This window comes from Pseudodesulfovibrio mercurii (assembly GCF_000189295.2).
Taxonomy (GTDB): domain Bacteria; phylum Desulfobacterota; class Desulfovibrionia; order Desulfovibrionales; family Desulfovibrionaceae; genus Pseudodesulfovibrio; species Pseudodesulfovibrio mercurii.
This window is the reverse complement of the sequence record NC_016803.1, coordinates 416,383-436,584: the sequence shown is the minus strand read 5'-3', so window position 1 is coordinate 436,584 and position 20,202 is coordinate 416,383. Positions and strand designations below refer to the sequence as shown.

Genomic DNA, 20,202 nt, shown 5'->3' with positions numbered 1-20,202 from the left:
GTCTCCGTAGGTTATTTCCGGGAAATCCTGATCCGTTGTCCCGACTGGTCCGCGCACTTGGGCAGCCTGACCACCAACACGCCGTCGTCGAATTCCGCCCGGACACCGTCCGTGTCGATGCGGCACGGCAGGCGCAGCTCCTTGTGAAAACTGTGGGTGCTGGCGTGTCCGGGGCCGGACTGCCGGGTCTCCGCAACGATGGAGAGCTGGCGCTCCATCACCGAGACGTGCACGTCCTCCGGATTCATGTTGCCGAGTTCCAGCCGTACCACCAGGGTATCGTCCTCCTCGTCGAGGATGAGGTCGCCAGCCATTCGGCAGAACAGGGACGGCAGGTTGAAGTCCGCGCACAGGTCGTCAAAGAGCCGGTCCACGTCGCTGCGCATGCGCGATATCTCGTCGCGGCTCCATCGTTTCAAATCAGCCATTGGCGTTAACCCTCCTCGGCGAATCCGTCGCCGACGCTCGTCCGGGAATCATCGAATACCGTTCCAGGGTACATCACCCACGACAAAAAAAACAGGGGCCTGACGATTTTTCGTCAGGCCCCGGCAACGGCGCTGGGAAGCTCGCTCCCCTAGAGACTGCGGAAGAGATTGGACACGGCCAGGATGACGAACCCCGTGGAGACCAGCCAGAAGGGCCGGACCAGGTCCTCCAGGACCGGGATGGACATGACGTCGAGCTGGATGAGGATGCCGAGAAGGCCGATGATCACGCCGACGATCCAGGTGAGCAGTTGCGGTGCGCTGAGATTCATGGGGAAAAACTCCAGTTATTGAGACGGATGAAATGCCAGTTTATCTACTTTGAATCCTTGACGAAATCTTCGGCCTGCTCCCGTGGGAGCGGGCGCGAGTACAGGTAGCCCTGACCGTAATCGCATTGCAGTGAATAAAGCAAGTCCCTTTGCCGCTCCGTCTCGATGCCCTCGGCCACCACGCGCAGCCGCAGGGAGTGGGCCATGTTCACGATGGCCCGGATGATCTCGATGTTCTCCGGGGAGGACTCCATGCGCTGGACGAAGCTCAGGTCGATCTTGAGCTGGTCCGTGGGGAACCGCTGGAGATAGCTCATGGACGAGTAGCCTGTGCCGAAGTCGTCGATGGACAGCAGGATGCCGAGGTTCTTCAGGGTCTTGAGCTGGTTGACCGACTTGATCGCGTCGAGCATGACCACGGTCTCGGTGATCTCGAGCTTGAGCCTGCCGGGACGCAGGCCGGTCCGCTTCAGAACGCGCTCCACGTTGGCCGCCAGCGAACTCTCGGCGAACTGTTTGGCCGAGATGTTCACGGCGATGGTCAGGTTCTCCGCCGCCGGATACCGCCGGGTCCACTCCTGCATGGCCGTGCACGCCTCCTCCAGAATCTGGGAACCCAGGGTGACGATCTGACCGGTCTCCTCGGCCACGGGGATGAATTCGCCGGGACTGACCAGGCCGCGCTCGGGATGGTTCCAGCGGGCCAGGGCCTCGAACCCGTAGAGGCTGCCGTCGGCCAGGTTGACGATGGGCTGGTAGTGGGCCGTAAACTCGCCGGCCACCAGGGCGCGGTTGAGCTCGCTTTCCACGGCCAGGACGTTGATCATGCCCTCGCGCATGCGCTTGTCGTAGGCCGTGACCCGGTTCTTGCCCTCCTCCTTGGCCTCGTTCATGGCCACCTGGGCGTTGTGCAGGACCTCCTCGGTATCGACCTCGGTACCGGCCCCGACGTCGTAGCCTATGCTGGCGGACAGGGTGAAGGTGATGCCGTCCACCTCCACCGGCTCCCTGAAGGAATCGAAAATCAAGCGGATGAGGGGCCGGACATCGCTGCGCCGGGGCATGTCCTCGATGAGCACGCCGAATTCGTCGCTGCCGAAGCGGGCCACGGTGTCGATGGGCCGGACCGTCTGCTGGAGCTTGACCCCGATCCGGACCATGAGCTTGTCGCCCACGCTGTGCCCGTAGTGGTCGTTGACCGCCTGGAAGCGGTCCATGTTGATGAACAGGACCGCGAAAAATTCACCGGAGCGGGCGCACCGCTCCGCCGCCCGGTTGAGCCGTTCCAGGAACAGGGTCCGGTTGGGCAGGCCGGTCAGGGGATCGTGGAAGTTGCTGTGCTGGAGCTTGCTCTCCACGAGCTTGCGGTTGGTGATGTCGCGCATGCTCAGGCGGAGGCCCAGGGGCTCGCCCTTGTCCGAAGAGATGGAGTGGCGGACCAGGCTCAGCCACTTGGTCTTGGCGTTGATGTCGCCGATGCGGAAATCCAGGCTCTCCTCGTCGCCCACGGTGTCGTCCTGCATGAACTGGACCCACTTGTTCAGGTCCTCGCGGTGGACGATGCGCTGCATCAGGTCCGGCTCGTCGAGGAACCGCTGGGGCGAATAGCCGCTGATCCGCTCGCAGGACGGCGAGATGTAGCGGAGGCTGCCGTTGGGGCCGATCCAGCTCTCCCAGTCGTAGTTGTAGTCCGCGACCATGCGGTAGCGCTGCTCGGACCGGGCCAGGGCCTCGCGGGACGCCTCCAGCTCCGCCACCGTGGCCTCGAGCCGCCGGGTGGTCTCCATAAGGGAGCGCTTGTGCCGGTGCAGTTCGGCGAAGATGTTGGTCTTGCCGCGCAGAATTTCCGGCTCCACCGGCTTGAACAGATAGTCCACCGCGCCCAGCTCGTAGCCGTGGAAGACATGCCGCTGCTCCTTGCTGATGGCGGTGATGAAGATGATCGGGATGTTCCGGGTGGCCTCGGAGCCGCGCAGCCGCTCGGCCAGCTCGAAGCCGTCCATGCCGGGCATCATGACGTCCAGGAGGGCCACGGCGAAGTCGTGGTCCGGAAGCAGGTTGAGGGCCTCCGCCCCGGACATGGCCGTGACCAGGTTGAGGTCCTGCCCGCGCAGGATGCCCTCCACCAGCTTGAGGTTGATCCGTTCGTCGTCCACGACGAGAACGTCTACTATTTCACTCATTTCCCTTCCTTGATTCGGCTCGGGACGGTTCCGGCGCCCCTACCGCAGAATGGACCATATCCCAGCTTATTCCGGAATGATGTTATAAATCGCATGAATGAAAAACCATTTTATTGGAATCGTTGGCTCTTTGCGCTATGCTCCACCATGGTCCGGCGTGCCGGGAACAATCCCTCGCGGCCGCCCCATCATACATGAGACAGGAGAATCTTATGTCCGACAAATTGATAAAATTCAAGCAAACCCTGGACGAACACCACCAATGGCCGTGTCCATACGTCTACAAATTCATCGTCCCGGCCGAAAGCCTGGACCGTTTCAAGGAGGTCTTCGCCTCGGAGCCCCTCTCGTTCCGCCAGTCCAAGACCGGAAAATATACCAGTGTGACGATGACTTCGACCATGTGTTCCGCGGACGAAGTCATGGCCGTGTACGAAAAGGCGGCCCAGGTTCCGGGGGTCATGTCCCTCTAATCCGCGCTCAAGCCTTTACAGTCGGCGCGTCGGGACTTACTGTAAACGAATGTGATCGTATCGCACTTGTTACAACTGTTCAGATGAACTCAGCCATTTCGGAGTCAACATGTGGGAATATACCGACAAAGTTAAGGACCATTTCCTGAATCCGCGCAACGCGGGCACCATTGAGGACGCGGACGGGATCGGCGAAGTCGGCTCGCTGGCCTGCGGCGACGCCCTGACCCTGTACATTAAGGTCGGCGACGACGGCAGGATCACCGACGCCAAGTTCCAGACCTTCGGCTGCGCCAGCGCCATCGCCTCCAGCTCCGCCCTGACCGAGCTGATTATCGGCAAGACCGTGGAAGAGGCGGAAAAGCTTACCAACAAGGACATCGCCGAATACCTGGGCGGCCTGCCCCGCGAGAAGATGCACTGCTCGGTCATGGGCCAGGAGGCCCTGGAACAGGCCATCAAAAACATGCGCGGCGAGGCCCCGTCCAAGGCCGAACACTCCCACGAGGGCGAGCTCATCTGTGAATGCTTCGGCGTGTTCGACGAGGAGATCCTCGAGGCCATCAAGGTCAACGACCTCAAGACCGTGGAGGACGTGACCAACTTCACCAAGGCCGGCGGCGGCTGCGGCAAGTGCATCCCGGACCTGGAACGGCTCCTGGCCGAGGCACGCGGCGAGGGCGTCTGCCCCACTCCGTCGGCGACCCCCGCCTTCCCGGCCGAGGGCATGACCAACATCCAGCGCATGCACCTCATCGAGCGGGTCATCGACGAGGACGTCCGGCCCAAGCTCAAGGCGGACGGCGGCAACATCGAACTGGTGGACATCGACCGCGACGCCGTGGTCGTCCGCTTCCTGGGCATGTGCTCGGGCTGCCCGTCCAGCCGGGCGACCCTGGAAGGGCTGGTGGAGACCGCCCTCAGGGAAAAGGTCGATCCCGGCCTGAAGGTGCGGGAGGGATAATCATGCAGACCATCTATCTGGACAACAACGCCACCACGCAGGTGGACCCGGCCGTGTTCGAGGCCATGAAGCCCTATTTCACCGAATTGTACGGCAACCCCTCCTCCATGCACCGCTTCGGCGGCCAGGTGGGGGTCAAGCTCAAGGAGGCGCGCGCCTCCGTGGCGGCCCTACTCGGCTGCGAGCCCGAGGAGATCATCTTCACCTCCTGCGGCTCCGAGTCCGACAACACGGCCATCCGCTCGGCCTTGGCCGCCCGGCCCGACCGGCGCCACATCATCACCACCGCCGTGGAGCACCCGGCCATTCTGAGCCTGTGCAAATACCTCGAAAAGAAGGACGGCTACGAGGTCACCTACCTCGGCACCGACGAGTTCGGCCGCCTCGACATCGAGGAATACAAGGCGGCCCTGAGGCCGGACACGGCCATCGTCTCGGTCATGTGGGCCAACAACGAGACAGGCAACATCCATCCCATCGAGGAGATGGCCAAGATCGCCAAGGAACACGACGTGTTCTTCCACACCGACGCGGTCCAGGCCGTGGGCAAGGTGGACATAGACCTGTCCAGGGTGCCGGTGGACATGCTCTCCCTGTCCGGGCACAAGCTGCACGCCCCCAAGGGTGTGGGCGCGCTCTTCGTGCGCAGGCGCCTGCCCTTCCGCCCGTTCCTCATCGGCGGGCACCAGGAGCGCAGCCGCCGCGCGGGCACCGAGAACACCACGGGCATCATCGCCCTGGGCAAGGCCTGCGAACTGGCCCGCGAACACATGGTCGAGGAGAACACCGAGGTGAAGAGGCTGCGCGACAGGCTGGAGACCGGCCTGCTCAAGGCCATCCCGGACACCAAGCTCAACGGCGACCCGGAACACCGTCTGCCCAACACCACGAACATCTCCTTCGGCTACGTCGAGGGCGAGGCCATCCTGCTGATGATGGACCAGGTGGGCATCGCGGCCAGCTCCGGCTCGGCCTGCACCTCGGGCTCCCTGGAGCCGTCCCACGTGCTCCGCGCCATGGGCGTGCCCTTCACCTTCGCCCACGGGTCCATCCGTTTCTCCCTGAGCCGGTTCAACACCGAGGAGGAGATCGACTTCGTGGTCAAGACCCTGCCGCCGATCATCGAAAACCTGCGCAAGCTCTCGCCGTTCTCGGCGGAAAAGCAGGCCCCGGCCTGCACCAAAAGCTTTTCGGAGTAGCCATGAACATTGCCGACAACATGACGGATCTCATCGGGCGCACGCCCATGGTCCGCCTGAACAGGCTGTCCGCCGGGCTCAAGGCCGAGGTGGTCGCCAAACTGGAATTCTACAACCCGTGCGGCTCGGTCAAGGACCGCATCGGCCGGAACATGATCGAGACCGCCCTGAAAAACGGGACCATCGACGAGAACACGGTCCTGGTGGAGCCGACCAGCGGCAACACCGGCATCGGTCTGGCCTTTGTCTGCGCCGTCAAGGGGATGAAGCTCATCCTGACCATGCCCGAGTCCATGTCCATGGAGCGGCGCAAGCTGCTCAAGGGGCTGGGCGCGGAGCTGATCCTGACCCCGGCCGCCGAGGGCATGAAGGGGGCCATCGACCGGGCGCAACGGATCGTCCGGGAGACGGACAACGCCTTCATGCCCATGCAGTTCGACAACCCAGCCAACCCCGAGGCCCATCGCCGGACCACGGGGCTGGAGATCTGGGAGGACACCGACGGCGAGGTGGACCTGTTCGTGGCCGGCGTGGGCACGGGCGGCACCCTGACCGGCGTGGCCGAGGCCCTCAAGGCCCGCAAACCCGCGGTCAAGGCCGTGGCCGTGGAACCCGACGCCTCTCCGGTCCTGTCCGGCGGCGAGCCCGGCCCCCACGCCATCCAGGGCATCGGCGCGGGTTTCGTGCCCGGGGCCCTGAACACGGAGATCATCGACGAGGTGGTCCGCATCACCAACGACGAGGCCCTGGAGACCGCCAAGCGGCTCATGCGCGAGGAAGGCATCCTCTGCGGCATCTCGTCCGGGGCCAACTGCGCGGCGGCCCTCAAGCTGGCGGCGCGCAAGGAGAACGCGGGCAAGATGATCGTCTTCATCGTCTGCGACACCGGCGAACGGTACCTGAGCACCCCGCTCTTCGAATAAAGGGAGATTCCATGACCAGTGAAGACTACACATTGGCGGATGTGGTCGCGCTCCTCGTGGAGTCCGGAGACAAGGGCCCGCGTTCCCACCGCCGGGCGGGCGAAGCCCCCATGCCCTCGGTGGAGATTCTGCGCGGCATCGTCGAGGACCTGCGCTGCGTCCTGTTTCCGGGGTATTTCGGCCCGTCCGAGATCACCCCGGACACCATGCCCTACTACATCGGCTCGACCCTGGACCAGCTGGAACGCAAGCTCGCGGACCAGATCAACCGGGGCTACTGCTTCGTCTGCGACGCCACCACCACGGAGCGGTGCAGCGACTGCGAGAAGCGGGCCAAGACCATTGCCAAGAAATTCATCACCAGGCTGCCCGAGATCAGGGAGTACCTGCTGTCCGACGTGGAGGCGGCCTACATCGGCGACCCCGCGGCCAAGACACACGGGGAGACCATATTCTGCTACCCGTCCATCCGGGCCCTGACCAACCACCGCATCGCCCACGAGCTGTACAAGCTCGGCGTGGACATCATCCCCCGGATCATCGGCGAGATGGCCCACTCGGACACGGGCATCGACATCCACCCCGGCGCGACCATCGGCCGGTCCTTCTTCATCGACCACGGCACCGGCACGGTCATCGGCGAGACCTGCATCATCGGCGACAACGTGCGCGTGTACCAGGGCGTGACCCTGGGGGCCAAGTCCTTCCCCAAGGGCGAGGACGAGATGCTTATCAAGGGGCTGCCCCGCCACCCCATCGTGGAGGACGACGTGATCATCTACGCCGGGGCGACCATCCTCGGCCGCATCACCATCGGCCGCGAAGCGGTCATCGGCGGCAACGTCTGGATCGTGCGCGACGTCCCGGCCGGGGCGCAGATTGTCCAGACACGGGCCCTGGAACAGTCCTTCGAGCACGGCGCGGGCATCTGATCCCGCACGAATCCTTCAATAAAAAAGCAAATAAAAAGGGAGGCATGGACAACCATGTCTCCCTTTTCTTCATGTTTGACTTTAACTATTTTTCCAGTCCCTGAACCATGTCCGCCACGGGTTGTCCGGTGGGCGACTTGGCCTCCGGGTCGATGGTCAGGACCTCCTTCCAGGCCTTCAGGGCCAAGGCCGGATCGTTCAGGTCGTGGAGGTAGACGATGCCCATGTTGAACCGCGCGGTGACGTGCTTCGGGTCCAGGGCCGCGGCGTGGCCGAAGGCGTCCACGGACTTGTCGAACTGTTTGGTCCGCCGGTACATGACCCCCAGGTCGGACCAGACGTTGACCTCGTTGGGCCTGAGCTCCAGGGCGCGTTCGTAGGCGTTGACCGCCCGCGCGGGCAGGTTGTGGTCGAAGCAGAAGTTGCCGAGCTCGATCCACAGGTCCGCGTTGGTCGGGTCGGCGGCCGCCCCGTTCTCCAGGCGGGCCAGGGCCTCGGGATCGGCCGTGTGCGGCACCGGGGACTCGGTGGGCACGGCCTGGGTCGACACGTTCAGCCGCTGCTGCCGCTGGCCGACATAGAGCATGGTCACGGCGTTGCCGATGAAGGCCCCGAGCAGCACGCCCAGGACCGCCAGCATGATCGCCGAGCTTTTCTTGACGTACCCGGGCCCCTTGAGCTCCACGGCCTCGTCCTCACGTTTGTTCACTCCCATCATATCTCCTGATTCGTCTGTTGTTCACGTTCGGGACATTGTCGTCCACTTGTCACAAAAGCACGTTTCGCAGGCCGTGTAAACATTGTGCAAGTCCCCGCCCCGCCCGTGCAAAGCTTGACTTCCGGTCCGGCTTATACCAATCTACGCCGTCTCATCAAAACGGCCACTATGATTTAAAGAAATATATGGTTCCCGGAGGACTTGAAAACCCATGAGCGACTACAAAAAAACTTTGCTCCTGCCCCAGACCACCTTCCCCATGAAGGCCAACCTCACGCAGCGCGAGCCCGAGATGCTCAAGTTCTGGGAGGAGATCAAGGCCTATGACGAGATGGTCGCCGCCGGTGACCCCGACGACAGATACGTGCTGCACGACGGTCCTCCCTACGCCAACGGCCACATCCACATGGGCACGGCCCTGAACAAGGTCCTCAAGGACATCATCGTCAAGTCCCGGAACATCCAGGGCCAGAAGGCCGAGTACGTGCCCGGCTGGGACTGCCACGGCCTGCCCATCGAGCACAAGGTCGAGCAGGAACTGAAGAAAAAGAACAAGGAACTCGACACCCTGACCATCCGCAAGATCTGCCGCTCCTACGCCGCCAAATGGCTGGACACCCAGCGCCAGGAGTTCAAGCGGCTGGGCGTGTTCGGAGTATGGGACGACCCGTACATGACCATGAAGCCCGAGTACGAGGCGGCCACCGCCCGTGAACTGGGCCGGTTCATGGAGCGCGACGGCGTGGTCCGGGGCAAGAAGCCCATCTACTGGTGTTGCGACTGCCACACCGCCCTGGCCGAGGCCGAGGTGGAGTACGAGGACCACACCTCCCCGTCCATCTACGTCCGCTTCCCCATGGCCGACGAGAATTTCAAGAAGATCACGGACATCGACGTCTCCAGTCTGTACATCCTCATCTGGACCACCACCCCGTGGACCATCCCGGACAACATGGCCGTGGCCGTGCACCCGGACTTCGACTACGTCCTGGTCCAGACGGGCGGCGACTACTACGTCCTGGCCGAAGCCCTGCTCGAATCCTGCGCCGGCAAGTTCGGCTGGGAGTCCTGGGAGACCCTGGCCACCTTCCGCGGCGCGGACCTCGAGGGCATGCGGGCCAAGCACCCCATCTACGACCGCCCGTCCCCGGTGGTCCTGGCCGACTACGTGACCCTGGACACCGGCACGGGCTGCGTGCACACCGCGCCGGGACACGGCCGCGAGGACTTCGAGACCGGCCTGCGCTACGGCCTGGAAATCTACTCGCCCATGAACAATCGCGGCGAATTTCTCAATGAAGTCGAATTTTTCGCCGGACTGAACGTCTGGGAGGCCAACCCCAAGGTCATCGAGAAGCTGACCGAGTTGGGCAACCTGATGGCCTCGGAAAAGATCACCCACTCCTACCCCCACTGCTGGCGCTGCAAGCAGCCGGTCATCTTCCGGGCCACCACCCAGTGGTTCATCGGCATGGACGAGAACAACCTGCGCAAGCGGGCCCTCAAGGCCATCCGCAACGACGTGGAGTGGATTCCGTCCTGGGGCGAGGAGCGCATCTACAACATGGTCGAAAACCGGCCTGACTGGTGCATCTCCCGCCAGCGCAACTGGGGCGTGCCCATCTCCGCGCTCATCTGCGAGGACTGCGACGAGACCTGGTTCGACGCCAAGTGGGTCTACGACATCTGCGACCGCTACGCCAAGCACGAGACCGGCTGCGACTACTGGTTCGAGGCCCCGCTCGAAGAGATCGTGCCCGAGGGGCTGACCTGTCCCAAGTGCGGCGGCAAACACTGGCGGCGCGAGACCGACATCCTGGACGTCTGGTTCGACTCCGGCACCAGCTACGCCGCCGTGGTGGAGCAGCGCAAGGAGACCCGCTTCCCGGCGGACCTGTACCTGGAGGGCTCGGACCAGCATCGCGGCTGGTTCCACTCCTCCCTGCTCGCCTCGGTGGGCACGCGCGACGTGCCGCCCTACAAGGCGGTCCTGACCCACGGCTACGTGGTCGACGCCGAAGGGCGCAAGATGTCGAAATCCATCGGCAACGTCCTGGCCCCGCAAGAGATCATCGACAAGTTCGGCGCGGAGATCCTGCGCATGTGGGTCTCGGCCTCCAACTACCAGGAGGACATCCGCATCTCGGACGAGACCCTGAGCCGGTTGGTCGACGCCTACCGCCGCATCCGCAACACCTGCCGCTACCTGCTGTCCAACCTGAGCGACTTCGACCCGGCGGACAAAGTGGCCGTGGCCGACATGCCGCCGCTGGACCGCTACGCCCTGGACATGGTCGTGCGCCAGCACGACGCCATCCGCACGGCCTACCGCCGGTTCGAATTCCACAAGGTCTACCACACCCTGCACAACCTCTGCGTGGTGGACCTGTCCGCCTTCTACCTCGACATCATCAAGGACCGCCTCTACGTGGAGGAGCGGGACGGCCTCAAGCGCCGCTCCGCCCAGACCGTGCTCTGGCAGATCCTGCTCATGCTCCTCGAGGACATGGCCCCGGTCCTGTCCTTCACCGCCGAGGAGGCCTTCCAGGACCTGCCCGAGGCGATCAAGGCCGCCCTGCCGCAAAGCAAGACGGTCTTCGCCCTGCGCTTCCAGCCCGACCGGCCCGGCCTGTCCGCCGACGAGCGCGCCCGCTGGGAACGACTGGCCCTGGTCCGGTCCGAGGTCAACAAGGCCATCGAGCCCCTGCGCAAGGACCGGGTCATCGGCAAGTCCCTGGACGCCCAGGTGACCCTCTACGCCGACGAGGCCGTCCGCGAGCTGGTCGCCACCGAGGACATCGACCCGCGCGAGTTCTTCATCATCTCCAAGCTGGTCCTGGACGAGCCGGAGAACGCCCCGGCGGACGCCTATGTCGGCGAGGACATCGAAAATCTCAAGGTCGCCGTGGCCCCCGCTCCGGGCGAGAAGTGCGAACGGTGCTGGCGCATCGCCGAGGACCTGGGCACGGACCCGGACTACCCGGACGCCTGCCCGCGCTGCACGGCGGTGCTCAAGACCCTCGAATAGGAGCCCCATGAATCGGTACAAGCTGGCAGCCGTCTGGGCGGCGGGCACCGTGGTGCTCGACCAGATCACCAAGCTCCTGGTCCACAACCTGATGCAGCCGTGGACCGGCAGGGAGATCGTTCCCGGTCTGTTCAACCTGGTTCACGTGCTGAACAAGGGCGCGGCCTGGGGCTTCCTGGACGACGACAAGATCGACTGGCAGCGCCCGCTGTTCATCCTCATCTCCCTGGCCGCCGTCCTGGTCATCGCCTACATGATCCGGCTGACCAGGGACGGGGACCGCTGGATGCTCGCCGGGCTGGGCATGATCGCGGGCGGGGCCGTGGGCAACGCCATCGACCGGCTCTGGCTCGGCTCGGTCATCGACTTCCTGGACTTCTACGCGGGCAGCTACCACTGGCCCGCCTTCAACGTGGCCGACAGCGCCCTGACCGTGGGCGCGGGCTGCATCATCGTGTCCACCCTGCTCAACCGCGGGGACACCCGAAAGCCGTCCCGGCTTTCCTAAGGAGAACGCACCATGTTCGCAGACTTCTCGGCCCTGACCCCGACCCAGTGGGCCATCGTGCTGATCGCGGTCGGCGCCTGTTTCGCCTTCAGCGTCTGGTCCATCCTGGACGTCTGGAAACGGAACTTCGAATCCCCGACGGAAAAGAGCCTGTGGATGCAGATCTGCATTTTTATTCCCATCCTCGGCGCTCTGACGTATCTTTTCCTCGGCAGAAAAAGAGGGAGCTTGCAATGAAGATGAAAAACAGCAGTCTTTTCACCGTCCTGTTGATCCTCCTGAGCCTGTCCGCGCTGGCCGGTTGCGCCACCAGGACCGACGTGGAGGCCATGCAGTCCGACCGTCAGCAGGACCTCAACCGAATCCGGCAGCTTGAGGCCGAACTGGCCGAGTCCAAACAGCAGCTCAAGGCAGAGATCGAGAAGTCCAACAACCCCATCCGCGAACAGTCCGCCGACATGTGGGCCGAAATCCAGTCCCTGCGCGCCGAGATCGCCAAGATGCGCGGCGAGGTGGACAATCTGAACATCCGCATGGACCGCCAGGTGGGCGCGGCCGACTCCGCCGTGACCGTCGAGGACCTGTCCAAGCGGCTGTCCGAGGTGGAATTCGCCATGGTGAACGAGCTCCAGGTGGACCTGCCCGAGGTCCGCAAGGCGCATGACGCGGCCGCTGCCGCCACGGCCACCGCCGGGGCCACTGCGGCCGCCACAGCCACCGCCGCCACCGCCGCCCCGGCCGACGCCCCCGAAGAGGCGGCCGTCGCAACCGGAGCCGCAGCGGCCGGAGCCGCCACGGCCGCGGCCCAGGCCGACACCGACCCGGCCAAGGCCCTCTACGACAAGGCCTACGCCCTGTACAAGGAAGGCAACTACGAGCGCGCCCGCTCCTACTGGGCCGAGTTCACCGACACCTTCAAGGGCCATGCCTTCACGCCCAGCGCGGTCTTCTGGCAGGGCCAGTGCTATTACATGCTCAAGGACTACGCCCGGGCCGTCATCCTCTACGAGGACGTCATCGAGAAGTACCAGAAGAGCTCCAAGTACAAGGCCGCCCTGCTCCGGGCCGGCTACTCCTGGGAGCGCCTGGGCAAGCCCGAGCTGGCCAAGATGCGTTTCGAGGAAATCATCAAAAAATTCCCCAAGACCGTGGAAGCCACCCAGGCCAAGCGGTCCCTGGACAAAATGAAATAATTGCGGCCAACGCGCCGAACGTGCCATGAAGGGCACTCAGGACAGTCCCATGCAAGAAGTCAAGAATGGTTTCAGGAAGATCGTCTACCTTTCCTTCCCGCCGGAAGTCTCCGGCAGGCCCGTGGTCTGCAACCTGCTGCGCAAGTTCGACCTGAGCTTCAACATCCTCAAGGCGGACATCTCCCCGCGCCACGAGGGGACCATGACCCTCGAGGTCTCGGGCCGGGAGGACGAGTTCCACAAGGGCATCGGCTACCTCAAGGAGAACGGTGTGCGCATCACCCCGGTGGCGCACAAGATCTTCCGCGACGAGGACGCCTGCATCCACTGCGGGGTGTGCACGGCCATGTGCCCCACCGACGCCCTGGCCCTGGACCGCGAGACCCTCAAGGTCGTCTTCAACGTGGACAAGTGTTCCGCCTGCGGCATGTGCACCCGCGTCTGCCCGGTCAAGTGCATGACCCTCGACATGGACGAAAACGGCAGGTCCTAAACCCCAAGGGGGTCCCATGAGTGAAGAGAAACGCTCCTTCTCGCGCATACAGGTCCGGCTCAAGGCCCAGGCCCGCGTCATGCATTCCCTGGATTCGCCCCAGCTCTTCACCGGCGACGCCATGCCCCAGCCGGTCACCCGCGAGGACTTCGTCAAGAAGAGCAAGCTCCCCGAGGAAGTGACCGCCTTCCTGGCGGAGATGGACCGCAAGCTCGACCAGATCATCTCCATGCTCGGCCAGGACTCGGTCAAGGCCGACTTCTCCCTGCCCGTGGAGGTCATGGAGATCTCCGCCGCGGGCGTCAAGTTCCGCTCGGCCCGGCAATTCCAGCCCGGCGACGCCCTGGAACTGATCATCTACCTCAGCCAGTCGCCTATGCGTCTGGCGGGCAGCAAGGGGCGCATCCTGGACCAGGAGCCCGACACCGGCCTGTACCGCTTCGAATTCGTGGACCTGCGCGGATCGGACATGGAGGCCATCGTGCAGTTCGTCTTCAAGGAACAGCGCGAACAGATCCGCAACTCCAAAATGTAGCCTCCCGGAGCACGTGCATGACCAGCAACGAAGAATTGGTTAGGGAACTGATGGAAAAGGTCTCCGACCAGCTCGTGGAAAATCTCAAGGGGACCATCGCGTCCGCCGTGGAACGGGAGATCGCCAGAAACCTGTCCAAGGCGCTGCTGGAAGGCGAATTCTACCGCCGGGTCAACGAGGACCTCCAGGGCGGGCTCAAGAAGATCTACCAGGAAGTCAAGGCCGCCCGGGGCGGGACCGAGATCAAGTGCATCACCGCGGACATCGACCCCGAGGAGCTCTTCTCCGAGACCTCGGACCAGCTGGACGCCGTGCTCAGGACCACGGAAAAGGCCGCCGTGGAGATCATCGACATCGTCGAGAAGCTCCAGGACCTCCAGGGGTCCGTGGCCACCATCGTCAAGGGGTTCGAGTCCGGCGGCGTGACCAAGCGGGACCGCGAGAAGCTCAAGGAAATCAACGGCACCCTGGGCACCGACCTATCCAATATCATGGTCTCCCTGAGCTTCCAGGATCTGACCGGACAGCGCATCAAGAAGATCATCGACTCCCTCCGCCAGATCGAACAGATCGTCCGCGAGGTCATGCTCTCCACCGGCCTGATGATCCGCCAGCGCGAGGCCGAGCCGGAGAAGGATTTCGAGGCCCTGTCCCAGGAGGCGCGCAACGAGGCCACCTCCAAGCTCCAGGGCCCGTCCGAAGGGACCAACCAGGGCGACGTGGACGACCTCCTCGCCTCCCTCGGCCTGGACTGACGAACACGGGAATCAACGAAAAAAGGGGCGCACCGGATATCCGGTGCGCCCCTTTTATTGGTGTTGTGCTCTCATCGGTGAAATCGGAAGGGGAAGCCGCTTCGCGGCGTTTGTCGGGTGATTCCCCTTCGGCGGGCAGGGCCATCCCCTTGCGCCCCGGCATGCGCCTTCTGCGCGATTTCCTCATGCTGCGCAGCGTGATCCGCTCCGGCGCAGCCGTCGGGCTCAGTGCAGCAGGACCAGCCCGGCCAGGCCGAGGAGGACCAGGAACCCCATGGAGTCCGTGATGGTCGTCAGGAAGATGCTCGAGGCCTGGGCCGGGTCGCGCCCCAACTCCTTGAGGAGCAGCGGAATGGACCCGCCGGCCAGTGCGCCCAGGAGCATGTCCACCCACAGGGCCGCGCCCATGACCGAGGCCAGGAGCACCTTGTGCGTGACCAGCAGGACCGCGCAGAAGACCAGGGTGGAGATGATCATCCCGTTGACGAACCCGATGCGCAGCTCGCGCAGCACGGCGATCCAGGCGCGCTTGCGGTCGAAACGCTCCATGGCCAGCTGGCGGATCATGACCGCCAGGGCCTGCTGCCCGGTGTTGCCCGCCTGGTTGGCGACAACGGGCATGAGCACGGCCAGCACCGCCATCTGGGCGATGTTGCCCTCGAACAGATGGACCACCCAGGCCGAGACGGCCGAGAAGATGACGTTGAGGATCAGCCAGGGCAGGCGCATGCGCAGGGAATAGAGCCACGGGGAGTCCGTGGTCTCGTCCGCGCCCGCGCCGACCATGGCCTGCATGTCCTCGGAGGCCTCTTCGTGGATGATGTCGATGACGTCGTCGACCGTGACCACGCCGAGCAGCCGGTTGCCGAAATCGACCACGGGCAGGGCCAGGAAATTGTAGTGGGCGATGAGGTGGGCGACCTCTTCCTTGTCCACGTTGTAGCCAACGGAAATGAGGTTCTGGGTCTTGACCAGGTCCCGCAGGTGGCTGCCGCGCTTGGCCAGCAGCAGGTCGCGCAAAGAGAGCACGCCCACCAGCCGGTCCTTCTTGTCCACCAGGTAGGCGTAGTACGGGATCTCCTTGTCCTCGACCTCCTCGCGGATCTTGGCCACGGCCTCGTCCGCGTTCAGGTCCTGGTCGAGGATGACCACCTCGGTGTTCATGACGCCGCCCGCGGTGTCCGGGTCGAAGGTCAGCAGGGTCTTGAGCTCCGCGCGATCCTCGGCGGCCACGCGGCTGAGCAGGGCCTTCTGGAGGTCGTCGGACAGGCCGTCGAGGAGGTCGGTGGCATCGTCCGGGGCCATCTCCTCGACGATGCGGGCGGCCAGCCCCCGGTTCAGGCTGCTGATGAGCGCCTTCTGGTCGAGGTCGTCCATCTCCGCGATGGATTCGGCCGCGTCCTTGATGGGCAGCTGCTTGATGAACTTGACCTGATCGGCGATGTCCAGCCCTTCGATCGTCTCGGCGGCATCCGCAGGATGCTGCGATTCGAAGTCCACGGCGGCCATGTCGTCCAGTTCCTCGTCGGGGCGAGGGGTGTATTCCTCTTTCACGCTCATGGGCTGGATACCTAGCTCAAATCCAGCTCCAGGTCAAAGAAATCGAACTTCGGCAACGTGATATTAATGTGAAATATTTCATCAACCCCGACGGCTCTTGACGAACGCCCCCGCGTGCCTTACTTCCCTTGATCACCCTGCAAATATATGGATGCAACCATGCCCACCAACCTTTTCGACGACTTTTTCCAGGCCGAGGCCAGGATGTTCCTGCTGGCCACCATCCGCATAGCTCTGGCCGAGGACGGCTCGGACCTGACCAGCCAGGGGCTGTTCACCGAGTCCGACATGGCCCAGGCCCTGATCGTGGCCAAACAGCGCACCGTCGTGGCCGGGCTGCCGATCATCCCGCTCGTGCTCGAATTCGGCGGCAAGGAGTGCCAGGCGCACCTCAACGTGGACGACGGCGAGACCGTGTCCGAGGGGACCATGGTCGCGGCCATCCAGGGCCCGGCCATTCAGCTGCTCAAGGCCGAACGGGTCATGCTCAACTTCCTCTGCCATCTGTCCGGCGTCGCCAACCTGACCGCGCGATACGTGGAGGCCCTCAAGGGCACCAAGACCACCCTGCTCGACACGCGCAAGACCCTTCCCGGCCTGCGCTTTCCCGAAAAGTACGCGGTCCTGGCCGGGGGCGGCAGGAATCACCGCCTGACCCTGTCCGACATGCTCATGCTCAAGGACAACCACATCGACCGGGCCGGGTCCATCACCGAGGCCGTGCGCCAGCTCCGGACCGTCCTCTCGCCCTGCCCGCCCATCGAGGTGGAGTGCCGGACCCTGGACGACGTCAAGGAGACCTCCAAGCTGGACGTGCAGCGGATCATGCTCGACAACATGGACGCCGAGACCGCCCGGACCGCCCTGTCCATGATCCCCGACGCCATCGAGACGGAAATCAGCGGCAACGTCTCCCTGGAAACCATCCGCGACATTGCCGAACTCGGACCGGACTACATCTCCGTGGGCAAGCTGACCCACTCCGCGCCCAGTTCCGATTTCAGTATGCAATTCGTGCCGTTGTGATAACGAGGAACACTGTGGAAAACGCCAAGGAAACCATTTTCCGGATCAAGGACGAACGGGGCGACTCCCTGGCCATTCTCGGCCACCACTACCAGTCCGACGAGGTCATCGACTGCACGGACATCCGCGGCGACTCCCTGGAGCTGGCCCGCAAGATCAACGGCCTGAGCGCCGAGCACGTGGTCTTCTGCGGGGTCTATTTCATGGCCGAATCCGCGGCCATCCTGGCCCGCCCCGGCCAGAAGATCCACATCCCGGACGCCACCGCCACCTGCCCCATGGCCGACATGGCCGAGGCGGGCCGCGTGCGCAAGACCCTGGCCATCCTCGGCGAGAGCGGCCGGAAGATCGTGCCCCTGACCTACGTCAACTCCTCGGCCGCCGTGAAGGGCGTGGTCGGCGAGCATGGCGGCTCGGTCTGCACCTCTGCCAACGCCAGGGTCATGCTCGAATGGGCCCTGAACCAGGGCGACGCCGTGCTCTTCCTGCCCGACCAGCACCTGGGCAACAACACCGGCGACGTGCTCGGCATCCCCGAGGACCAGCGCCTGCTCCTGCCCCGCGACGTCATCCACGGCGACCCGGCCCTGGCCGTCAATCCCGAGGACGCCGAGGGCAAAAAGCTCATCCTCTGGCCCGGCTACTGCCCGGTCCACGTGGAGTTCACCCTGGAGGCCGTGCGCGCCATCCGCGAGAACGAGCCCGAGGCCAAGATCGTGGTCCACCCCGAGTGCGACCCGGCCATTGTCCGGGCCGTGGACGGCAACGGCTCCACCACCTTCCTGATCCGTTACGCGGACGAGGCCCCGGCCGGTTCCACGGTGTACATCGGCACCGAGGAGAACCTGGTCAAACGGCTGGCCGCAAAGTACGCGGGCTGCAAGACCATCCGGCCGCTGCGCACCGCCCTGTGCGAGGACATGGGCAAGACCACCCTGGAGAACCTCGCGCGCACCCTTGAAACCCTAGACACCGCCGCGCCCGTCACGGTGAGCAACGCCGTGAAGGAGCCCGCCAAGCTGGCCCTGGACCGCATGCTCGCCGTTTGCTCCTAGGCGGACATGGTGCTACACCCTTGGCCATGAACAATTTTCGCCTGCAATCCGACGCGTTGATCATCGGTTCCGGCATCGCCGGTTCCGTAGCCGCCCTCACCCTGGCCGACCAGGGGCGCGACGTCATCCTCATTACTGCCGGGGCCGACCTGAAAACCGGCAACACCTCCCTTGCCCAGGGGGGCATCGTCTACCGCAACGAGCACGACGACCCCAAGATCCTGGAAAAGGACATCCTGACCGCGGGCTGGAAGCACAACTACACCCGCGCCGTGCGCTTCATCGCCCGCAAGGGACCGGAAGTGCTGAAGGAACTCTTTCTCGAAAAGTACAAGATTCCCTTCAACCAGCGTAAACCCGGCGACTGGTACCTGACCCGCGAGGGCGGGCACTCCATGCCCCGCATCCTCTACTGCGACGACCACACGGGCCGGAACATCATGGACGTCCTGGCCGACGCCGTGGAGAAGCACCCGAACATCCGCGTGCTGACCCAGCGCACGGCCATCGACCTGTTGACCACCCAGCACCACGCCCGGCACCTGGACTTCAAGTACGACCTGTCCAACCAGTGCGTGGGGGCCTACGTCTTCAACGACCAGGTGGGCAAGGTCGAGACCATCCTGTCCAAGTACACCATGCTGGCCACCGGCGGCATCGGACAGATCTACCTGCACACCACCAACACCCCCGGCTCCATCGGCTCGGGCCTGGCCATGGCCCATCGCGCGGGCGCCCGGCTGATGAACTGCGAATACGTCCAGTTCCATCCCACGGCCCTGTACGGCGGGACCAAGCGCGGCGAACGCCGCTTCCTGGTCTCCGAGGCCGTGCGCGGCGAGGGCGCGGTCCTGGTCAACAAGGACGGCGAGCGCTTCATGCCCCGCTACGATCCGCGCGCCGACCTGGCCCCCCGCGACATCGTCACCAGGGCGATCATGGACGAGATGCTGACCACGGACGACGACTCCGTGTACCTGGACTGCTCCGGGATCAAGCAGGACGTGGACAAGCGCTTTCCGACCATCTCCGAGCGCTGCCGCAAGATGGGCCTGAACATGGCCTCGGACCCGGTCCCCGTGGTCCCGGCCGCCCACTACTTCTGCGGCGGCATCCTGGTGGACTCCCGCGCCCGGACCACCCTGGACCAGCTTTACGCGGCCGGGGAATGCAGCTGCACCGGTGTGCACGGCGCCAACCGGCTGGCCAGCACCTCGCTGCTCGAAGGCATGCTCTGGGGCCACTCCGCCGGACACGACATGGCCATGCGCCTGAACCGGACCTCGGGCCTGTCCCGCAAGCTCCTGGACGCCATCCCGGACTGGGTGCCCCACGGCATCCGCGACGAGGACCCGGCCCTGATCGCCCAGGACTGGTCCAACATCCGCAACACCATGTGGAACTACGTGGGCGTGGCCCGTTCGAGCAACCGGCTCAACCGCGCCTTCGTGGACCTGCGCAAGCTGACCAAGAACCTCCAGGACTTCTACCGCGAGACCGAGTTGAGCAAGTCCATCATCGACCTCTTCCACGGCTCCCAGACGGCCTACATCATCACCTTGTCCGCCCTGCGCAACAAGGAGACCAAGGGGTGCCACTACCGCATCGACTAGGCCGTCCCCGGACGTGAACAACGACCCTTCCGGCCCGCGCCGTCCCACCCGGACGACGCGGGCCGTTTCGTCGGCGCGGCCCGGCAAGGGGCACCTCCGTTCCCCGGATCAAGCCCTTGCGCCCTCCGCCGAGATCCCCCCCTCCCACCACAAATCCAGGTCCGCCACTCCCCGCAAATTCCCTTCTTCCCCCAACCCGCCGATCACACCGGCGCACCCCAGAAATTCGCCCCCGCCATCCCTGGGACAACACCCTCAACTCCCCCTTTTCCCGACCATTATTC

At 64.5% G+C, this 20,202-nt stretch carries 20 protein-coding genes; 15 read left to right on the top strand and 5 right to left on the bottom strand.

Annotation, left to right across the window (positions count from 1 at the left end):
• Nucleotides 1-11: 11 nt before the first annotated feature.
• From DND132_RS02030 to DND132_RS02020, 3 genes are all read right to left on the bottom strand, one after another.
• Nucleotides 12-428 carry an Hsp20/alpha crystallin family protein gene (locus DND132_RS02030; protein WP_014321042.1) on the bottom strand — a complete coding sequence of 139 codons (417 nt, stop codon included), beginning with the start codon at nt 426-428 and terminating at the stop codon, nt 12-14.
• Between the two features lie 149 nt (nt 429-577).
• Nucleotides 578-760, bottom strand: coding sequence for a hypothetical protein (locus DND132_RS02025; RefSeq protein ID WP_014321041.1), 183 nt, complete (start codon nt 758-760; stop codon nt 578-580).
• A 44-nt stretch (nt 761-804) separates the two neighbouring features.
• Nucleotides 805-2,943, bottom strand: coding sequence for a putative bifunctional diguanylate cyclase/phosphodiesterase (locus DND132_RS02020; protein ID WP_014321040.1), 2,139 nt, complete (start codon nt 2,941-2,943; stop codon nt 805-807).
• A 212-nt stretch (nt 2,944-3,155) separates the two neighbouring features.
• On the opposite strand from DND132_RS02020, the gene DND132_RS02015 reads away from it, so the two are divergent.
• From DND132_RS02015 to epsC, 5 genes are all read left to right on the top strand, one after another.
• Nucleotides 3,156-3,416, top strand: a complete 261-nt coding sequence (locus tag DND132_RS02015; RefSeq protein ID WP_014321039.1) for a DUF493 family protein — start codon at nt 3,156-3,158, stop codon at nt 3,414-3,416.
• A 109-nt stretch (nt 3,417-3,525) separates the two neighbouring features.
• Complete coding sequence (gene nifU / locus DND132_RS02010) at nt 3,526-4,380, top strand: Fe-S cluster assembly protein NifU (RefSeq protein ID WP_014321038.1); 855 nt, start codon at nt 3,526-3,528, stop codon at nt 4,378-4,380.
• Nucleotides 4,381-4,382: 2 nt separating this feature from the next.
• A complete protein-coding gene (gene nifS, locus DND132_RS02005; RefSeq protein WP_014321037.1) occupies nt 4,383-5,579 on the top strand; it encodes a cysteine desulfurase NifS in 1,197 nt (398 codons plus the stop codon).
• Between the two features lie 2 nt (nt 5,580-5,581).
• Complete coding sequence (gene cysK, locus DND132_RS02000; RefSeq protein ID WP_014321036.1) at nt 5,582-6,502, top strand: cysteine synthase A; 921 nt, start codon at nt 5,582-5,584, stop codon at nt 6,500-6,502.
• Between the two features lie 11 nt (nt 6,503-6,513).
• A complete protein-coding gene (gene epsC, locus DND132_RS01995; RefSeq protein WP_014321035.1) occupies nt 6,514-7,434 on the top strand; it encodes a serine O-acetyltransferase EpsC in 921 nt (306 codons plus the stop codon).
• Between the two features lie 85 nt (nt 7,435-7,519).
• Here the strand turns inward: epsC and DND132_RS01990 are convergent, their stop codons facing one another.
• A complete protein-coding gene (locus DND132_RS01990) occupies nt 7,520-8,149 on the bottom strand; it encodes a tetratricopeptide repeat protein (protein WP_014321034.1) in 630 nt (209 codons plus the stop codon).
• A 214-nt stretch (nt 8,150-8,363) separates the two neighbouring features.
• Between DND132_RS01990 and ileS the strand changes: the two genes are divergently transcribed.
• The 7 genes from ileS to DND132_RS01955 are packed head-to-tail and all read left to right on the top strand — an operon-like array spanning nt 8,364 to nt 14,664.
• Nucleotides 8,364-11,180 (top strand): isoleucine--tRNA ligase, encoded by a 2,817-nt coding sequence (gene ileS / locus DND132_RS01985; protein ID WP_014321033.1) that lies wholly within the window; start codon nt 8,364-8,366, stop codon nt 11,178-11,180.
• 7 nt (nt 11,181-11,187) lie between these two features.
• On the top strand, nt 11,188-11,688 hold the full coding sequence (gene lspA, locus DND132_RS01980) for a signal peptidase II (protein ID WP_014321032.1): 501 nt from the start codon (nt 11,188-11,190) through the stop codon (nt 11,686-11,688).
• Between the two features lie 12 nt (nt 11,689-11,700).
• On the top strand, nt 11,701-11,925 hold the full coding sequence (locus DND132_RS01975; RefSeq protein ID WP_014321031.1) for a PLD nuclease N-terminal domain-containing protein: 225 nt from the start codon (nt 11,701-11,703) through the stop codon (nt 11,923-11,925).
• On the top strand, nt 11,922-12,881 hold the full coding sequence (locus DND132_RS01970; protein WP_014321030.1) for a tetratricopeptide repeat protein: 960 nt from the start codon (nt 11,922-11,924) through the stop codon (nt 12,879-12,881). Before DND132_RS01975 ends, DND132_RS01970 begins: the two co-directional genes overlap by 4 nt.
• A 49-nt stretch (nt 12,882-12,930) precedes the next feature.
• On the top strand, nt 12,931-13,374 hold the full coding sequence (locus DND132_RS01965) for an NIL domain-containing protein (RefSeq protein ID WP_014321029.1): 444 nt from the start codon (nt 12,931-12,933) through the stop codon (nt 13,372-13,374).
• Nucleotides 13,375-13,390: 16 nt separating this feature from the next.
• The gene (locus DND132_RS01960) at nt 13,391-13,909 is read left to right on the top strand and encodes a PilZ domain-containing protein (protein ID WP_014321028.1); all 519 of its coding nucleotides are present in this window, start codon (nt 13,391-13,393) and stop codon (nt 13,907-13,909) included.
• Between the two features lie 17 nt (nt 13,910-13,926).
• Nucleotides 13,927-14,664 (top strand): protein phosphatase CheZ, encoded by a 738-nt coding sequence (locus DND132_RS01955; RefSeq protein ID WP_014321027.1) that lies wholly within the window; start codon nt 13,927-13,929, stop codon nt 14,662-14,664.
• Nucleotides 14,665-14,889: 225 nt separating this feature from the next.
• On the opposite strand, the gene mgtE is transcribed toward DND132_RS01955, so the two are convergent.
• Complete coding sequence (gene mgtE, locus DND132_RS01950) at nt 14,890-16,224, bottom strand: magnesium transporter (RefSeq protein WP_014321026.1); 1,335 nt, start codon at nt 16,222-16,224, stop codon at nt 14,890-14,892.
• A 159-nt stretch (nt 16,225-16,383) separates the two neighbouring features.
• Here mgtE and nadC point away from each other — a divergent pair, with 159 nt between their 5' ends.
• Genes nadC through nadB form a run of 3 tightly spaced genes read left to right on the top strand, consistent with a single transcriptional unit; the run spans nt 16,384 to nt 19,918 of the window.
• A complete protein-coding gene (gene nadC / locus DND132_RS01945; protein ID WP_014321025.1) occupies nt 16,384-17,250 on the top strand; it encodes a carboxylating nicotinate-nucleotide diphosphorylase in 867 nt (288 codons plus the stop codon).
• A 14-nt stretch (nt 17,251-17,264) separates the two neighbouring features.
• Nucleotides 17,265-18,305 (top strand): quinolinate synthase NadA, encoded by a 1,041-nt coding sequence (gene nadA / locus DND132_RS01940; RefSeq protein ID WP_014321024.1) that lies wholly within the window; start codon nt 17,265-17,267, stop codon nt 18,303-18,305.
• A gap of 26 nt (nt 18,306-18,331) precedes the next feature.
• Nucleotides 18,332-19,918: an L-aspartate oxidase gene (gene nadB / locus DND132_RS01935; protein WP_014321023.1), complete on the top strand. Its 1,587-nt coding sequence runs from the start codon at nt 18,332-18,334 to the stop codon at nt 19,916-19,918.
• Nucleotides 19,919-20,202: the final 284 nt, after the last annotated feature.

What these genes read in the sequence shown, in the direction of transcription:
- DND132_RS02030 (WP_014321042.1), bottom strand. Translation starts at nt 428, where the DNA reads ATGGCTGATTTGAAACGATGGAGCCGCGACGAGATATCGCGCATGCGC.
- DND132_RS02025 (WP_014321041.1), bottom strand. Translation starts at nt 760, where the DNA reads ATGAATCTCAGCGCACCGCAACTGCTCACCTGGATCGTCGGCGTGATC.
- DND132_RS02020 (WP_014321040.1), bottom strand. Translation starts at nt 2,943, where the DNA reads ATGAGTGAAATAGTAGACGTTCTCGTCGTGGACGACGAACGGATCAAC.
- DND132_RS02015 (WP_014321039.1), top strand. Translation starts at nt 3,156, where the DNA reads ATGTCCGACAAATTGATAAAATTCAAGCAAACCCTGGACGAACACCAC.
- nifU (WP_014321038.1), top strand. Translation starts at nt 3,526, where the DNA reads ATGTGGGAATATACCGACAAAGTTAAGGACCATTTCCTGAATCCGCGC.
- nifS (WP_014321037.1), top strand. Translation starts at nt 4,383, where the DNA reads ATGCAGACCATCTATCTGGACAACAACGCCACCACGCAGGTGGACCCG.
- cysK (WP_014321036.1), top strand. Translation starts at nt 5,582, where the DNA reads ATGAACATTGCCGACAACATGACGGATCTCATCGGGCGCACGCCCATG.
- epsC (WP_014321035.1), top strand. Translation starts at nt 6,514, where the DNA reads ATGACCAGTGAAGACTACACATTGGCGGATGTGGTCGCGCTCCTCGTG.
- DND132_RS01990 (WP_014321034.1), bottom strand. Translation starts at nt 8,149, where the DNA reads ATGGGAGTGAACAAACGTGAGGACGAGGCCGTGGAGCTCAAGGGGCCC.
- ileS (WP_014321033.1), top strand. Translation starts at nt 8,364, where the DNA reads ATGAGCGACTACAAAAAAACTTTGCTCCTGCCCCAGACCACCTTCCCC.
- lspA (WP_014321032.1), top strand. Translation starts at nt 11,188, where the DNA reads ATGAATCGGTACAAGCTGGCAGCCGTCTGGGCGGCGGGCACCGTGGTG.
- DND132_RS01975 (WP_014321031.1), top strand. Translation starts at nt 11,701, where the DNA reads ATGTTCGCAGACTTCTCGGCCCTGACCCCGACCCAGTGGGCCATCGTG.
- DND132_RS01970 (WP_014321030.1), top strand. Translation starts at nt 11,922, where the DNA reads ATGAAGATGAAAAACAGCAGTCTTTTCACCGTCCTGTTGATCCTCCTG.
- DND132_RS01965 (WP_014321029.1), top strand. Translation starts at nt 12,931, where the DNA reads ATGCAAGAAGTCAAGAATGGTTTCAGGAAGATCGTCTACCTTTCCTTC.
- DND132_RS01960 (WP_014321028.1), top strand. Translation starts at nt 13,391, where the DNA reads ATGAGTGAAGAGAAACGCTCCTTCTCGCGCATACAGGTCCGGCTCAAG.
- DND132_RS01955 (WP_014321027.1), top strand. Translation starts at nt 13,927, where the DNA reads ATGACCAGCAACGAAGAATTGGTTAGGGAACTGATGGAAAAGGTCTCC.
- mgtE (WP_014321026.1), bottom strand. Translation starts at nt 16,224, where the DNA reads ATGAGCGTGAAAGAGGAATACACCCCTCGCCCCGACGAGGAACTGGAC.
- nadC (WP_014321025.1), top strand. Translation starts at nt 16,384, where the DNA reads ATGCCCACCAACCTTTTCGACGACTTTTTCCAGGCCGAGGCCAGGATG.
- nadB (WP_014321023.1), top strand. Translation starts at nt 18,332, where the DNA reads ATGAACAATTTTCGCCTGCAATCCGACGCGTTGATCATCGGTTCCGGC.